The following is a 16,624-nucleotide window of genomic DNA, read 5'->3' on the forward strand; positions in this document are numbered from 1 at the left end:
TGCCTGCCTCCTTGTGAGGGTCGGGATGGTCGGGTTCGGAGCCGGTCACGGCCAGTTGTCACGGCGTCCGGTGACACCACCGCAGGTGGCGGTAGCCCAGCCGCCGTGCCCTCCGAACCAGTTGCCGGACTGTTTGGTCTGGTTGGGGCCGATACTCATCGTCACGAACCCGTCAGAGCCCAGGCTGCTGTTGAAGGTGCAGGTCTGGTTGCCGGAGAAGTTCGCCGTAGTGACCGTGATGTAGTAGCAGGTGCCGGAACACGTGCCGGTTCCCGCGCAGGCTGTCCCGGTGCTGGGCCCGCAGGCGGCACCGACCGAGACACCGACCGTCGGCGGGGGCGGCGGGGTGGTGGCGCTGGCCGACTGGGTCAGGGTCGGGCGGCCGGAGTCGGAGACGGTCACCGTGATGTTGTCGGTGGTGCTGTAGCCGACGTCGTCGCTGTAACTCCAGCTGCCCGCGCCGACCCCGGTGGTGAAGGTGGTGTCGCGGACCCTGGACTGCACCCGTACCGTGGCGGGTTTGCCGTTGGGGTTGACCGCGACCGTGAAGTTCACGACCGTGCCGTTGACCGACGTGTTGATGGTCAGGCTGTTCATGTTCCCGTAGGTCGTCACGTTGCGGCCGACCGCCGTGTTGCACGGGGTCCCCGCTCCCGCGCCGCCGCTGCTGCCGTTGCAGACCTGCAGGCTGACAGTGGTGTTCTGGCCGTTGTTCAGACCGCCGACGGTGCGCACCACGCCGGACTGGCCGCCGACGGGATAGCTCCAGGAGCCGCAGTTGCCGCCGCTCCAGGTGCACGTCACGGTCGAGCTGGCGCCGTGCGAGGCCGGCACGTCGAACGACAGCTGCGCCTGCCCGTCGGTGCCGGTCGCCGCGATGGTGTAGTCGGTGATCGGGTCGGGGGTCGCGGTCGCCTCCATGCTCGCCCCGGCGCTGGGCGGGGAGGTGTGGCCGGGCCCGCCGGCGGCGGCCGCGTTGGCGGCCACCACCGTGTAGGTGTAGATCGTGCCGTCGTTGGGGATGCCGTCGTCCGGGCACGAGGTCGTGGTCACGTCGGCGCACACCGTCACGGTTCCCGAGCCCCGGCGCACCAGGGTGTAGGTGGTGGGGCCGGGGCCGTTCGGGCCGACCGCGTTCCATGACACGGTCACCGCGCGGGTGGTGCGGTCGGCTGAGGTCAGCGAGGCGAAGTCCGGTGCCGAGGGGGCGGCGGGCGCACCGGCCGACTGGCCTCTGACCTGGGTGCCCGGTCCTGGGCCCTTGTCGTTGACCGCGATGACGGTGAACGTGTACTGCAGGTCGTTGTCCAGGCCGGGCGGGTTGAAGGTGGTGCCGGTCGCCGATCCGCGTCCGCCGCCGCTCCAGGTGATGTCGTACCTCTTGACCCGCGAGCCGTCGGTGGTCGCCGGCTGCCAGGTCAGCGTGAGCGTGTGGTCCTGCGGGTTCGACGCGCTCAGCCCGGTCACCGCGCCGGGTGCGGCGTCGGGCCGGATCTCGGCCGAACGTGCGCTGGGCTTGGACCAGCCGACGACGTTGTGCGCCTTGACCGTGAACGCGTAGCCGACGTTGTTGGCCAGCCCGGTGATCAGGCACGGCGAGGCCGCGCACTGCTGGGTGCCGCCGCTCCAGGCGACCTCGTAGTAGTCGATCGGCGCCCCGTTGTTGGCGGGCTTGTCCCAGCTCAGCTGGACTGAGTGGCTGAGCACCTCCGCGCCTGAGGACGGCGTCCCGGGCGCGTCGGGCACGCCGAGCACGTGCGCGACGACCTGGCCGGTGACGTGCCGGTCGCCGCGGCCGGTGTCGGCGACGTCGGTGACGGTCACCGCGAAGACCATGTCGCCGTGCGACTCGGCGGCCGGGGTGATCACGACCTTCGCGCCGTCGAACGACGCCTTGGCCGCCATGCCCTTGGTCTGCTCCACGGCGACGACCGACACCGCCGGTTGCCGCAGCACCGAGCGCACGTAGCCGGTCACCTCGACGGTGGCGGTGTCTCCGGCCTTGACGGCGGGGATCTCGGCCGGGCTGAACGACGCCGGGGCTGCCGGGATCACCTTGACGTGCAGCGTCGCGGGAACCGCCTCGGTGCCGTCCACGCCGACGGTGATGCTGCCCGTGGTGCCCGGCACGGTGCCGGTGTCGGCGGAGAGGGTGATCGCGCGGCCGCCGCTGTCGCCGAGTTCGATCCCGTCGGCCCGCTGGTTCCACGACGCGGTGTATCGCAGCTCGGGCAGCCGGTTGGGATCGGCGGTCCAGGTGTGGCAGACGGTGGTCACGTCGATGGTCACGACCGGTCCGCCCTCGATGACCTCGATCGGTTCCAGCGGGCAGTGCAGCACCGGGGTGTCCGGGCCGACCTGGACCGGGATAGACACGACCGCGGTGCGTGCCTGCGGATCGGACAGCGTCTGCCCGTCGGTGACCTCGAACGACAGCGCCGCCGGTCCGATGTAGTCACCGGCGGAGGTCAGCTGGAGGCCGGTCTGCCCGTCGTTGGCGGCGACCAGGCCCTTGGGCGGGGACGCCCAGATGCGGTCGGTGGTGGTCAGCCGCACCGGTTTACCGGACGGCGACACCACGTACTCACTGATGTCGATCTTGGCGCTGGTGTTCTTGCCGATGGTGATGCTGGCGCCGGGCTTGGCGTACGGCAGGCCCGAGCCCGGCGTCGAGACGTGGATCAGGCCGACCGCGGTGGCGCCGTCGGCGTCGCGCACCTCGTAGCCGACAGTGCGCGGCACGCCGGTGACCTGCAGTTTCACCCGGCCCCCGAGGAAGGTCGCGTTCGGTTCGAAGACCCGGGTGACGACCAGGTCGGCGAGATCGCCGTCGATGTCGGCGCAGCGGCCGAGCACGTCCACTTCGACCTCGGTCGCGCCGGGTGCGGGATCGGCGTACGCGTCGTACGCGATCGGCGGGTTGTTGTAGTCGTCCTGGCTGCGGACCGTGACCGTGGCGACCGAGGGCTCGCCGATGCCGTCGGTGATCGCGTAGACGACGACCACCGCCTTGCCGGGCTCGTCGGGCGCGGTCACCTCGATCGGGCCGCGCGGGCCGGACAGTTTCGCCCCCGGCGGCAGCTGCGGGTTACGGTCGGCCAGCGGCAGGATCGTGAGCGCGTCGCCTGGCGCGTGCAGGTCGTTGGCGAGCACGTCGAGCTGCAGCTGCGCGCCGGGCGCGGCGGTGACCAGGTCGTCGACGGCGACGGGCGGCTGCGGTGAACCCGGCGGGGTGATGCCGACGCGGATACCCGCCCGCCCGACCGCGCCGAAGCGGTCCGTCACGAGGTAGCTGAACGAATCGGTGCCGGCGCTGGTCGGAAACGCCTGGTACGCGATCGAGGTGGCGTTCGCGGCGATGATGCGGCCCTGCGTCGGCGCGGTCGCGATGCCGGACACGGCCACCGGGTCGCCGTCGATGTCGACGCCCGTCGTCGGGATCGTGATGGTGACGGTCTGGCCGGCGACGGCCCTGGCCTCCACCGGGACCGGGGCCGGCGGGCGGTTGGCGAACTTGTCGCCGGGCGGCGGCGTGACCGTGATCTTCAGGTGGCCGACGGCCGTGTCACCTGCGGCGTTCTGTACGACGTAGTCGACGGTCACCGGCTGCGCGATGGTCACCGCGGGCGCGGTGTAGCGGACCAGGTTGCCGGTCACGTAGGCCGCTCCGGGGTCCTGCGCGCCGGGCGCCCTGGCCACGAGCTGACCGGGTGCCGGGGCGTCGAGCACGTTGGCGGCAAGCATCATCGGCGCGCCGCCGGCGTTGGTGTCGTTGTCGAGCACGGCGACGGTGACCGTGTCACCGGAGCGCACGGTGGCGACGTCGTCGGCGGGCACCGGCGTCGTGTCGGCCGCGTCCGGCAGCAGGGTGACGCTGACCTCACCGGTGACGGGGGCCGTCAGCCCGTTGTCGACGGTGTAGCGGACGACCTGGCGGGTGCTGGTGCGGGCCGCCTCCAGGGCGCTGATCCGCAGCCACTGCCCCTCGATGACGGTGACCTGCAGTTTCGGGCCCTTCGGCGCGGGTGCGGCGTGCAGCACCGCCAGTACGCCACCGGCCTGGTCGAAGTCGTTGGCCAGCACGTCCACGGTGGCCGGGAGCTGCCCGTGCAGGACCGAGGTGTCCGGCATCGCGACCGGTGCGGCGGGTGACTTCGGCACCGGCAGGACGTCGACCCGGATCATGCCGTTGTCGCTGAACGGCGCGTTGCCGAACGCCGCACGGTAGGTCAGCTGGTACGGGCCCGGCTTGGTGGCGGTGACCACGACGGTGCCGGTCGCCAGGTTCGTGACCACGATCGCGTCGGCCTGGCCACCGACGTCTCCAGCCAGGGCCAGTTTCGCGGCGGGAGCGCTCGGGTCCGCGCCGGGCACGTCGTTCTCCAGCGGGCGGATGACGATCGGCTGGCCGACCTGCCCGCGCGCCACATCGGGCAGGGCGGTCGGGGCGACCGTGGTGGTGGCGGTCGGGGCGAGCACGGTCACGTCGATGTTCGCGGGCGTCGGCGTGCCCATGCCGTCGGATACGCCGTAGCTGACGCGGTACGTGCCACCGGCCGGCGGGGCGAGGTAGTCGAGGAATCCGTTGGTGCGGGTGGTCACCGAGCCGCGGGTGGCCTTGGCGTCGGTGAGGACCATGGGGTCGCCGTCGAAGTCGCGCCAGTCCGCCAGCAGCGGCATGGCCAGGCGCCCGCCCGAGGGCACCGACCAGCGGGGGGCCACGAACTGGGGGCGCAGTTTCGGTGTCTCGTTCTCGTCGGCCGTGCGCACCTTCACCGTGACCGCGGCCTGCTTGGAATTGCGGCCGTCGTCGACGGTGTAGGTGAAGTGCACCGGCCCGCCGGGTTCGGTGACGGTGATGGCGACGGTCTGGCCGTCGGGTGAGATCGAGACCTTCGCCGTGGCGACGTCGGTGGCGCTGACCGCCGAGATCGACAGGATGCTGCCGGCCGGGTCGGAGTCGTTGTCGAGTACGTGCAGCAGCGTGGTCCGGCCGGGGCGCGCGCCGAGCACGTCGTCGACCGCCTTGGGCGGCTGGTCGCGCAGGACCTGCCGGTCGGGGTCGGTGCGCTTCTCCTTCGACGGGTCCGCGACCGGAGGCGGCTTGACCAGCGCCCAGTTGTCCATCCGCTGCTGGTCGATCAGATCCCAGGTCGCGCCGTTGCGCAGGTCGTTGAGCACGACGACGCCCCGGTTGGCCCGGAACACCGGCCGCTGCAGGACCTGCGCGTGCTCCAGGTCGCCTTTCTTGACCTCGCCGCCGTCGCAGCCACGGGCGTAGCCTCCGCTCGTGCCGGCCCAGGCGGCGTGGACGCAGCCGCCCATCCGCACCGGTGCGGTCGGGGTGCCCGTCATGGCGTCGAAAAGGGTGGACATCCGGCCGCCGTCGAGTGCCACCGAGACCAGCCCGGCCGAGGTCGCGATGAGCACACTGGCCGCGCCGGGCAGCGGCTGGCTCGGCCGCTGCAGCACCGGCCGGGTGGCCTCGGCGGAGGTCCCGACGCCCGCGAGGGTCACCGGGGCGGCGCCGGGCACCGCGACGCGGCCGCTCGCCGGGTCGAACACGACCATCCGGTCGCCGACCGCGGTGACGGCGACCTCGGTCGGCGACCAGCCGAGCTCGCCTGCCTCGGCCGCGCCGAAACCCGAGCCCGCCGGGTGGACGACGGTGGTGTGGCCGGTGACGGAGGCGAGGTGGATGGTCCCGTCGACGCCGACCGCCAGTGCCGACCGGATGGTGCCTGCCTCACCGGGCGTTCCCACGTCGGCCGTCGCCAGCGGGGGCTGCTCGAAGTCCAGCCCCCGGAATCCGGTCAGGCTCCTGGCCTGGTCCACGCGGGTGGCCCAGACCTTGCCGGTGGCGGGGTCGAGCACGGCGAGCGTGCCGCCCAGCAGCTGCGCCTGGTAGCCGGCGGGGACGGGCAGGCCCTGCGAGCCGACGGTGACGCCGCGCGCGACGTCGACCGGGAAGACCTTGCCTTCGGTGCGGTCCCAGGCCACCACGGCCGAGCCGTCCTGCAGCACGTCCAGCGCGTAGGTCGGGTGGGCCCCGCCGGGTGGGTAGAACACCGCGTCGAGCGAGGCCGCGGGGCGGTTGAGGCGGCCGAACAGGCCGTCCTTGTCACTGGTCACCCAGATGCCGCCGTCGTTGAGTTCGACGTGGCGCACCGGGAAGCCTTCGGCGTGGATGGCCGACAGCACCAGTGCGGCGAGCCCGGCCACGAGCACGACGGTGGACACCAGCGACGGCCAGCGGCCACGGGTGCGGAGCCGGGGCGTGCGGCCACGGCGTAGGGCGTGGGGGTCTGCTCGGTGGGACCGGGCCATCACTGGTCGTCCTTGTCTGTCGGGCATACGCCGGGATGGTCCAGAAGTTCGAGGTCGGCCCGCTGCACCAGGCGGGCGGCCAGGGCGTACTCGACGAGCCGGGCGCGGCGGTTGACGGCGAGGCGTCCGGGTTCACCGTGCAGGCCGCGGATGCCGACGCGGGCGAGCTTGTCGCAGACGTTGTCGAGCTTGCGGTTGAAGCGGGTCAGCGCCCAGCCGAGCCGGGCCGCCGCCTGCGCCGACGTCGGCACCGAGCCTGAGCCGCGTACGCCGCGTCGCAGCGTCGGTTCGCACAGGGCGAGGATGAGCCGCTTCTGGTCGGTGGTGAAGACCGTCCGGCCGATCGTGGCCGGGCTGGCCTGCCCGGCGTGCCCGGCGGCCAGCGGCGTGAACGGCGGATCGGCGAGGGCGACGTCGACCTCGTAGGTGGTGGAGCCGGCGGTGAACCAGACGACGCTGCGTTCGAATACCAGGGGCAGCCACGCGCCGGGCGCGAGCCAGGCCTGCATCATGCCGTGCTCGTCGGCGACGGTGGCGGTCAGCAGCGATCCGACGTTGGTCAGCCACCACATCGAGTTCTGGTCGCTGATCTGCAGGAAGGCTCGGTGCAGGTAGGGGTTGTCGTCGATGGCGAGGGGTCCGTCGCGGCCGATGATGAACGGCTCTCCCGGCGCGACGGGGTAGGTCTGGCCGCAGAATTCGACGGTGGCGGTGGTCGACATCGGCGGTCAGCTCCCGCAGCCCTGGTCCGACCAGGCGACGGTGCCGTTGCTGCCGTCGGCGCGCACGACCTTGACCACGATGCAGACCTCGGTGCCGCGCGGGCTGGGCACGTCGACGGCCGGTTCGGTCACCGGCTTGGACTGTTCGCTGGCCACCACGCGCCACAGGTAGGTGTCGCTGTCCAGCGGGGCCGAGTAGGTCCAGGTGAAACGCAGCGTGCGGTCGTCGACGCGGACGGCCGTGATCTCCGGCTTGCCCGGTGGCAGGCTGTCGCCCTGGCTGCCCGCGCCCCCGCCGTCGGCGCCACCGGTGGTCTCGTCGACGGCAGCCGGTGTCGTGGGCGGCGTCGGGTCGCGGTCGACGAGCAGCAGCCCGGCCGCGGCCACCGCGACTATGGCGACCCCGGCGAGCCAGGCCCACCGGGCGGTACGCGACGCGGCAGGCGCGGCGGGCGCGGCCGGGATCGGGTCGGGCTGGCGTTCGCGCCGCTTCAGCTCGGTCGCGACGGGCACCAGGATCGCGATGGGGTCCTCGGGCGGCGACCCGGCAGGCGGCACCGGGACCGCGCGGAGCGGCGGCGACGGTGTGGCCCGGCCGGCGGTGCGGACGAGTTCGGGCGTGACGGACGGAGTCATCGGACGCGGGTCGCCGGTGTGCCACGGTTCGTCGGGGCGCGGGGCGCCGATCCTCTGCTCGATCGCGGTGAGCGCGACGGCGACCTCGGCGGCCGTACGGGGCCGCGCGGACGGCGCTTTGGCCATCATCCGTGCCAGGAGCTGTTCGAGCTGCGGCGGCACGTCGGAGCGGCCGAGCGGCGCGGGGCACGGGTCGGCGATGCGCGCCTCCAGTTCCGCCTGCGAGTTGCGGCCCGGCACGTCGAAGGGTGAGCGCCCCACGAGCAGGTGCCACAGCGTCGCGCCGAGGGAGAACGTGTCCGAGGCTGCGGTGGCCGGCCGTCCGGCGAGGATCTCCGGCGGGCACCAGGGCAGCGACAGCCCGAACTGCTGGTCGTCGTCGGCGCCGTCGAGGCGGCCGGCGATGCCGAAGTCGGTCAGCCGGGGGCTGCCGCGGTCGTCGGTGAGGATGTTGGCGGGCTTGATGTCGCGGTGCACGATGCCCTTGTCGTGTGCCGCCTGGACGACCCCGGCGATCTGGATCCCGAGCCGGATGACCCGGCGTACGCCGAGCAGGCGCGGGCGGCCGCTCGGGCTGTCCCGGTCGGTGACCAGGGTCAGCAGGTTGGGTCCGCCGCAGTACATCATGATGATGCAGGGCTGGCCGTCGGTGGACATCTTCGCCTCGAACACCGGGACCATGTGCGGGTGGGTCTCCAGCACCGCCATCGCGGTGGCCTCGTCCAGCATCGCCTGGTAGTGCGCCTCGCCGATGCCCTGGACACGCAGCACCTTGACGGCGACCATGCGGCGCGGCGACTGCTGCTCGTACCGGAAGACCTTGGCGTAGCCGCCGTCGCCGCCGTCGACGGGCCCGACGTAGGCGAAACCGGGCAGCTGCGGCGGCGGGGGTGTCGCGCTCATTCGATCACCTCGTACTGGAACCAGGTGGCGGCGTCCAGGTTCACCCGCCAGCCGTCGTCGATGGTCCGGCGGCCGCCCGGCGGCAGCTGCTCGGCGACGCCGCCCGGCGCGGCGAGCTGGGTGCCGTTCGTCGACTGGAGGTCGACCACGGTGACCGTCCAGCCCTGCAGGACCACCTCGACGTGCCGGCGCGAGATGCTGGCGTCGGGGCTGGGCAGCTGGATGCGGTACGGCGCTTCGGGGCCGAAGTCGTCAGGCGCACCCGGAGCGCGGCCGACGATCACTCCCCGGTCCAGCGACACCACCTCTCCGGTGGACAGCCGCAGCACGCCGAGCCGGGGCCGCGGCCTGGACTGCGGTGTCTGCGACGCGATGGCGCCGCCACAGATCCGGCAGTGCATGGCCGACGGGGGGTTCAGGTGGCTCAGGCCGCAGCTGACGGTGACGACCATGGGTCCGGTCGGCGGCGGCGTGCTCGGTGCGCGGCGGGTGGTCGACAGCAGCTCGGGGTCGATGCCCCCGGTCGCCGGTGCGCTCGGCGCGACGAATTGCGGCATCGCCGCCATGGGCCGCGCGACACCGGCCGGGCCTGCGGGGTGTATCGGGTACGGGTCGTCGCTCGGGCGGGGCTCGTCGGTGATGTCGGCCCAGGAGACGTCCGCGAACAGGTCGGCTCCGACGGCGGGTGTCGCGGCGGGAGCCGGCTGGCGGTACGGCGTCTGCACGGCGCGGTGCTCCACGACGCGGTGCTGTTCTGGTTGCCACTGGTCGCCGGTGGTGTGCGGCGGGAGCAGTGTCGCGTCGGGCAGGGGGCCGCCGGGCGGGCGCATCCCTGCCATCCACTCGTCGGGCACCGCTTCGGCCTGTGCCTGTTCGGCTGTGGAGTGCACGGTCTTACCGAAGAAGGCGTCGAAACGCCCACCCGGCTCGGACTCCGGCACCGTCATGGGGGCTGGTCCGGGTTCCGGCACCGCCCCGGCGGCTGGTTCGGGTTCCGCCGCCGAGAGGCCGCCGGGATAGGACACTTCGATCGGGAGGGCGGCCGGGGCCGACGCCTGGACCGGTGGGTCGGCGGGTGCGGACTCCATCGCCGTGGCCACGGGTGCCGGCACCAGCGCCGTGCCGCTGACGGCGTCGACGGTGATCACGGCGGCGGGAACCACTCCGCTGACCAGCGAGAGCGACACCGTCGACTCCTCGCCGTGCGGTGCGTGCCCGGCGAGCCGGAGACTGATCGCCTGGAACGACTCGACCGTCGCGTCGGCGACCTGCCCGTGACCGGCCCGCAGCTGGAGCACCTCGGACTCGGCACTGGCGTCGCCGGTGACGTCGGCCTGCGCCTGGCCGAGCACGACGATCTCCGTGCCCGCGTCGCCGCGACGGGCGACCGCGACGTTGGGCACGTGGGTCGGACGCTGCCGGCTGAGCACCGCGAGCACCTGGTCGACTGTCGCCGTCGCGCTGACCAGCTCCCAGCAGGTGGTGACGACGGGGTCGTGCTGGTCGAGGTCGGCGATGAGCCACATCCGGGCGGTGGCCATGCCGACCCAGGGACCTGGCGTGTACCGCGTGGCGACCGACTCGGGCCCGCTCATGCCGTTGCCCCGGTCGCCCGCGAACGCTGCAGCGTGTCCTCGTCCAGACCGTCGGCTGCGGCGATCAGGTGGTCGACGACAACGACGGTCACGTTGTCCCGCCCGCCCGCCGCGACGGCCTGCGCGACGAGTTGCTGTGCGGCCGACGGCGCGGTCGGCTCGGCGTACAGCACGCGGGCGATCTGGTCGTCGGTCAGCTCGCTCGACAGCCCGTCGGTGCAGATGACGAACCGTTCGCCGGGGGTCAGCGGGAAGACCCACAGGTCAGGTGCCGGGTCGGGGCGCATGCCCAGTACGCGCGTGATGACGTTGCGTTTGGGGTGCAGGTGGGCCTCGTCGGCCCGGATGGTGCCCGCGGCGACCAGTTCGGCCACTTCCGAGTGGTCGACCGTCACCTGCACCAGGCTGCCGTCGGTGAACCGGTAGACGCGGGAGTCGCCGACGTTGAAGACGACCCAGTGGTCGGTGCCGCCCAGGCGGGTGACGCCGACGCCCGCGAGGGTGGTGCCCATGCCCGAACGTGTCTGGTCGGCGGCGGCCGCGGCGAGGATCTCGCGGTTGCACTCGGTCACCTCGGTGCGTACGTCGCCTGGTTGCAGATGCGCACGCTGGGCGAGCCGGGCCAGGCGGGCCACGGCGATCGCGCTCGCCACGTCGCCGGCCGCGTGTCCGCCCATGCCGTCGGCGACGGCGAACAGGTGGCTGCTGGTGAAGGACGCGTCCTCGTTGATCCGGCGGACGTTGCCGCAGTCCGTGGCCGTGCCCACCCGCACCGAGATCATCTGGCGTCACTCCGGACCTTGTACCGAGGCCGAGGGCGGGAGTCATGCACGTTGCCCACCTCCTGGCCGACCGATGAACCGAACGGCCCGGTACGCATACCGGTGACCGTGTGCTGTGCGGCGATCGATTACCGGCGGGCCTTATGCAGCCGGTCGATTGACGCCATGGCGCAGTCTTGCGCAGCACCATGGGGCGCACAACATGCTTCCGAGTGAATACGTTTCGTTATGGCCGACCGGCATCCCTGGGTAGCCTGAGACGACCGGGTATTCGACGACATTGGATAGTCGATCACCAGTCGAACGAAAGCGATCCCGTTCTTCCGGATGATGTCAATCGGCCTTCCCAGCAGATGTCGGTCCGACTCTCGAACGCCAGGTCGTCGGGGCTGTGATGGGAATCCATACCGGACACCAGAGAAGGCGTTTCGGCGTCGTCTAATGCCGACACGGCTGAACCGCCATGGGCCGACACGGTCGGGCACCGCCGCGCCACGGCCAGTGAAACCGCATTGGCATGATCATTCACGATAGGCCGAGGGGCCGTCGGGCAGGCGCATACGCGAGGCGTGTTCGCGTCATTCGCCGCCGGCATCGACCATCGGGCCACTGCCGATCGGCGACCGGCTGAATGCGAGAGTAATTCGCGCGCCCGTACCGCCACGGCAATAAACGAGCCCCGCCGCATTTCGCGACGGGGCCTGTCATCTATCGCGCTGTCACCGCTCGGCGCAGGCCGCTTCCAGTGCGGTCAGGTATGACCGGGCCCAGGCCTGGATGTCGTGCTCGCGTACGTGTGCGCGCATGGCCGCCATCTGCGGGCTCGGCTCGGACGCGTCGGCCTCCAGCGCCTCGACGAGGGTGTCCTTGAGCCCTTCCACGTCGTGCGGGTTGACCAGGTACGCCTGCGTCAGCTCCGCGGCCGCGCCCGCGAACTCGCTGAGCAGCAGCGCGCCGCACCCGTCGACCCGGGCCGCGACGTACTCCTTGGCGACCAGGTTCATGCCGTCGCGTAGCGGGGTGACGGCCATGACGTCGGCGGCACGGTACAGCGCGGCCAGTTCGGTGCGGTCGAAGACCTGGCTCAGGTAGTGCACGGGGGCGACGCCCAGGCGGCCGAAGTCGCCGTTGATCCGGCCGACCTCCCGTTCGACCCGGTCGCGCAGCAGCCGGTACTGCTCGACCCGTTCCCGGCTCGGGATCGCGACCTGCACCAGCACCGTCTCGGAGGCTTTGAGCCGGCCGTCGGCCAGCAGTTCGCGGTATGCCTTGAGCCGGTGCTCGATGCCCTTGGTGTAGTCGAGCCGGTCCACGCTGAGGATCACCCGCTGCGGGCTGCCCAGGTCGGCGCGCAGCTTGGCGGCCTTCTCGACGACCTCGTCGAGGCTGGCCAGGGCCTCCATCTCGGCGGTGTCAATGGACACCGGGAACGCGCCGGTGCGGGTGACGTGGCCGTCGACGGTGACGCCGTGCTCGTCGGCGTTCGCGCCGAGCACCTTGGCGGCGAGCTGGTGGAAGTTGTGTACGGCCTGGATGCGCTGGAATCCGATCAGGTCGGCGCCGAGCATGCCGTGTAGCAGTTCGGCGCGGCGCGGCAGCTGCATGAACAGCTCCGGGGGCGGGAACGGGACGTGCAGGAAGAAGCCGATCCGCAGGTCGGGGCGCTGTGCGCGGAGCATCGCGGGTACGAGTTGCAGGTGGTAGTCCTGTACCCAGACGACCGCGCCGTGGGCGGCGACCCGGGCGGCCTGGTCGGCGTAGCGCTGGTTGACCCGCTGGTATGCCTCCCACCAGCGGCGGTGGTGCACGGCGGGTTCTACGGCGTCGTGGTAGAGCGGCCACAGGGTCGAGTTGGCGAAGCCTTCGTAGTGGTCGTGGACGTCGTCCTCGGACAGCTCGACGGGGATGAGGTGTACGCCGTCGACGTCGGGCAGCGGCGCGGTGGGGCCGGTCTTCTCGGCCCAGCCGATCCAGGTGGCCGGGGTGTTGACCAGGACGGGGTGCAGTGCTTCACCCAGGCCACCGGGGCTGCGCCGCCATTCGAAGACTCCTTCGGAGGCGGCGGCGTCGTTGATGGGCAGACGGCTGGCGACCACGACTAGCGAGGCGTCCCGCATCGGGTGCTCCCTTTCCACGCTTTCGCTGACATGAGAACGGTTGGTGCTGTTGTGCGGCATTGACAGTCAAGCGAACTTGTACCAACCCAAAGTTACGCCGCGATTACAGAACGCAAATCCTTCGTTCGTGCCAGTCTCCACACAGTAACCGCGACCCACGCCTCGATCCATAGCCGTCCCATGGGCGCGGTACACAGTGGATCGTCTCGAAGCGCAGCTCGCACGTGCGAGAACACTGTCGCACCGGCGACCGCCGCGCCGATCGTGACCCGAGCGGAAGCCACCGGGGCCCTCACTGTCCGCACATGCCGCACGGAAGCCCGTACCGCGATGATGAAGATTAGCTTCTTGACCCTCTACTTATATGTAGCTAACTTTCACATAGTCGAACAACTCTCCCTGGAGGCCGTCGATGAAACGTTTCGTCGCCGCCGTCGCAGCCCTGGCGACAGTGTGGTCCGCTCCCTCCCCCGCCGCGGCGCGGCCGGCTCCCCCACCAGCCGCCGAACACGGCTGGGTGACCTCGACCCTGCGGCACATGAGTCTTGAGCAGAAGGTCGGCCAGCTCTTCTCCACCTACGTCTACGGCTCCGACGCCACCAGCCCCTCGGCCGCCGACCGCAGCGCGAACCTGGCGGCTTTCGGCGTGGAGACCCCCGCGCAGGTCGTCGACCGCTTCCACCTCGGCGGCGTCGTCTACTTCGCCTGGTCGCACAACCTCGACAACGTCCGGCAGATCGCGACCCTGTCCAACGGCCTGCAGACCGCCGCGCTCGGCGAAGGCGGCAAGGACGACGTGCCGCTACTCATCTCCACCGACCAGGAACAGGGCCTGGTGCAGCGGATGCCCGCACCCTCGGCCCAGTTCCCGGGCTCGATGGCGCTGGGCGCGGCCCGCTCGCCCGCCGCCGCGCGCCTGGCCGCCGAGATCACCGGACGCGAGCTCGGCGCGGTCGGCATCCGCCAGCCGTACGCGCCGGTCGCCGACGTCAACGTCAACCCCGCCAACCCGGTCATCGGGGTCCGGTCCTTCGGCGCCGACCCGGCCCTGGTCGCCGACCTCACCGCCGCGCAGGTGGCGGGCTTCGAGCAGGGCGCGCAGGTGACGTCGGTGGCCAAGCACTTCCCCGGCCACGGCGACACCGCCACCGACAGCCACACCGGCCTGCCGGTCATCAGCCACACCCGCGAGCAGTGGGAAACCATCGACGCCCCCGCGTTCCGGGCGGCCATCGCCGCGGGCATCGACTCGATCATGACCGCGCACATCGTGGTGCCCGCGCTCGACCCGTCCGGCGACCCGGCGACCCTGTCGCCGGCCATCATCACCGGGGTGCTGCGCGAGCAGTTCGGCTTCCAGGGCGTCGTCGTCACCGACGCGCTCAACATGGCCGGGGTACGGGAGAAGTACGGCGACGCCCGCGTCCCCGTACTCGCCCTGAAAGCCGGTGCCGACCAGCTGCTCATGCCACCGAACCTGCAGCTGGCCTACGACGCGGTGCTGAACGCCGTGCGCGGCGGCGAGCTGACCGAACAGCGCATCGACGAGTCGGTGCGCCGGATCCTGTCGGTCAAGTTCCGCCAGGGCCTGGCCGGGTCGCCGTACGTCGACGCCGACGCGGCCGTCGCCTCGGTCGGCAGCGCCGCGCATCTGGCGGCGGTCGCGCAGGTCACCGACCAGACCCTCACCGCGGTCCGTAACGACGCCGGGCTGCTGCCACTGGCCGGAGCAGACCGGTCCGTGCTGGTCACCGGGTGGAACAACGCCGCGTTCAACCCGATCGGGCGGCTCGCCGGCGGATTCACCGCCCGCGGCTCGCGCACCACCGCGCTGCCCGCGACGTTGCCGTCGGCGTCGGCGATCGCGGCGGCGGCAGCGCAGGCCGCCCAGCACGATCTGACGGTCGTACTGGTCAACAAGGCCTGGGACACCGCGGTCGGCGATCCGCGCGCCAGCCAGCAGCAACTGGTCGCCGCCCTGGTCGCCACCGGCAGACCGGTGATCGTGGTGGCCGTGCGCGACCCGTACGACATCGCCGCCCTGCCCGGGGTGAGCACCTACCTGGCCGCCTACACCTACACCCCGGCGGCGATGGACACCCTGGTCCGGGCGCTGCACGGCGACCTGTCGCCGCACGGGCGGCTGCCGGTGACCATCCCCGCCGCCACCGACCCCGCCACCACGCTCTACCCCATCGGCCACGGCCTCACCTGGTAGGAGAAAACCCTTGCTACGCAGAAACCTGATCACCGGTGCCGCCGCCGCAGCCGGCGTACTGGGCGCGGGCGTGCTCTCACAGCCCGCGTACGCCGCACCGAAACCCCGCCGGGTGGAGACCGGACTCGACCGGCTGGTCGCCGACCGGTTCGCGACCCTGGCGGGCCAGAAGGTCGGCGTCGTGTCGAACCCGACCGGCGTCGACGCCGACTACCGGCACCTGGTCGACCTCATCCACGAATCCGGCCGGGTGAACCTGGTCGCGGCGTTCGGGCCCGAGCACGGCTTCCGCGGCTCCGCGCAGGCCGGCGGCAGCGAGGGCACCGGCGTCGACGCCCGCACCGGCGTCACCGTCTACGACGCGTACGGCGCCTCCCAGGCCAAGTGGGAGGAGCTGATGACCCGGGCCGGGGTCGAGACCGTCGTGTTCGACATCCAGGACGTCGGGGTGCGTTTCTACACCTACATCTGGACCATGTACACCTCGATGGTCGCCGCCGCCCGGCTGGGCCTGCGCTACGTGGTGCTCGACCGGCCCAACCCGATCGGCGGGCGCGCCTACGGGCCGATGATGACCCCGGAGTTCACCTCCGGCGTCGGCCTCAAGGAGATCATCCAACAGCACGGCATGACGGTCGGCGAGCTCGCCCGCTTCTTCAACGCCGAGTTCCTGCCCGCCGAGGCCGGAGCCCAGGTGGAGCTGGAAGTGGTGGCGTGCAGGCACTGGAAGCGCGACATGTTCGCCGCCGACACCGACATGCCGTGGGTCATGCCCAGCCCGAACATGCCCACCCCGGACACGGCGCTGACCTACCCGGGCACCGGCCTGTTCGAAGGTGTCGCCTCGATCAGTGAGGGCCGCGGCACCACCCGCCCGTTCGAGCTGGTCGGCGGACTGGCCACCGACTTCGACTACCACTGGTCGGACCGGCTCAACGCCCGCGACCTGCCCGGCGTCCGGTTCCGGGAGGCGTACTTCGTGCCGACGATCGCCGGGCACCACCCGCCGCTGCTGAACAAGATGTGCGCGGGCGTCGAGGTGAAGGTGACCGACCGGGCCGCGTACGACCCGATCCGCACCGCGGTCGCGATGCTCGTGGAGGCGCGCAAGTACGCGGCGTTCGCGTGGCGGGCCGACGCCTACGACCCGGTGCGGCCGTACTGGGTCGACAAGCTCACCGGCTCGCCGCGGCTGCGCACGATGATCGACGCGGGCGCCGACGTCGACGACGTGGTGGGCGCGTGGTCGGCGGAGCTGGCGGCGTTCGAACGGCGCCGCCGCCCGTACCTGCTCTACTGACCCGCGAACGGGGGCGCCCGGGTG

The 16,624-nt window shown here is 71.9% G+C and carries 8 protein-coding genes; 2 read left to right on the top strand and 6 right to left on the bottom strand.

The features are described from left to right. Positions 1 to 45 precede the first annotated feature (45 nt). From HAV40_RS11095 to HAV40_RS11120, 6 genes are all read right to left on the bottom strand, one after another. Positions 46 to 6,327, bottom strand: a complete 6,282-nt coding sequence (locus HAV40_RS11095) for an Ig-like domain-containing protein (protein WP_203671724.1) — start codon at positions 6,325 to 6,327, stop codon at positions 46 to 48. Next, complete coding sequence (locus HAV40_RS11100; protein ID WP_166380859.1) at positions 6,327 to 7,049, bottom strand: hypothetical protein; 723 nt, start codon at positions 7,047 to 7,049, stop codon at positions 6,327 to 6,329. The genes HAV40_RS11095 and HAV40_RS11100 overlap by 1 nt, the downstream gene beginning before the upstream one ends. Before the next feature lie 6 nt (positions 7,050 to 7,055). Then, positions 7,056 to 8,588 carry a serine/threonine-protein kinase gene (locus tag HAV40_RS11105; protein ID WP_166380860.1) on the bottom strand — a complete coding sequence of 511 codons (1,533 nt, stop codon included), beginning with the start codon at positions 8,586 to 8,588 and terminating at the stop codon, positions 7,056 to 7,058. After that, on the bottom strand, positions 8,585 to 10,183 hold the full coding sequence (locus HAV40_RS11110) for an FHA domain-containing protein (RefSeq protein WP_166380861.1): 1,599 nt from the start codon (positions 10,181 to 10,183) through the stop codon (positions 8,585 to 8,587). The genes HAV40_RS11105 and HAV40_RS11110 overlap by 4 nt, the downstream gene beginning before the upstream one ends. Beyond that, complete coding sequence (locus HAV40_RS11115; RefSeq protein WP_166380862.1) at positions 10,180 to 10,965, bottom strand: PP2C family protein-serine/threonine phosphatase; 786 nt, start codon at positions 10,963 to 10,965, stop codon at positions 10,180 to 10,182. Before HAV40_RS11115 ends, HAV40_RS11110 begins: the two co-directional genes overlap by 4 nt. Before the next feature lie 719 nt (positions 10,966 to 11,684). Continuing rightward, positions 11,685 to 13,082 carry an alpha,alpha-trehalose-phosphate synthase (UDP-forming) gene (locus HAV40_RS11120; RefSeq protein ID WP_166380863.1) on the bottom strand — a complete coding sequence of 466 codons (1,398 nt, stop codon included), beginning with the start codon at positions 13,080 to 13,082 and terminating at the stop codon, positions 11,685 to 11,687. Positions 13,083 to 13,494: 412 nt separating this feature from the next. Here HAV40_RS11120 and HAV40_RS11125 point away from each other — a divergent pair, with 412 nt between their 5' ends. Further along, on the top strand, positions 13,495 to 15,300 hold the full coding sequence (locus HAV40_RS11125) for a glycoside hydrolase family 3 protein (RefSeq protein ID WP_166380864.1): 1,806 nt from the start codon (positions 13,495 to 13,497) through the stop codon (positions 15,298 to 15,300). Between the two features lie 10 nt (positions 15,301 to 15,310). Beyond that, on the top strand, positions 15,311 to 16,600 hold the full coding sequence (locus tag HAV40_RS11130; RefSeq protein ID WP_166380865.1) for an exo-beta-N-acetylmuramidase NamZ family protein: 1,290 nt from the start codon (positions 15,311 to 15,313) through the stop codon (positions 16,598 to 16,600). Positions 16,601 to 16,624 lie beyond the last annotated feature (24 nt).

Source organism: Catellatospora methionotrophica, from assembly GCF_011297335.1.
GTDB lineage: Bacteria > Actinomycetota > Actinomycetes > Mycobacteriales > Micromonosporaceae > Catellatospora > Catellatospora methionotrophica.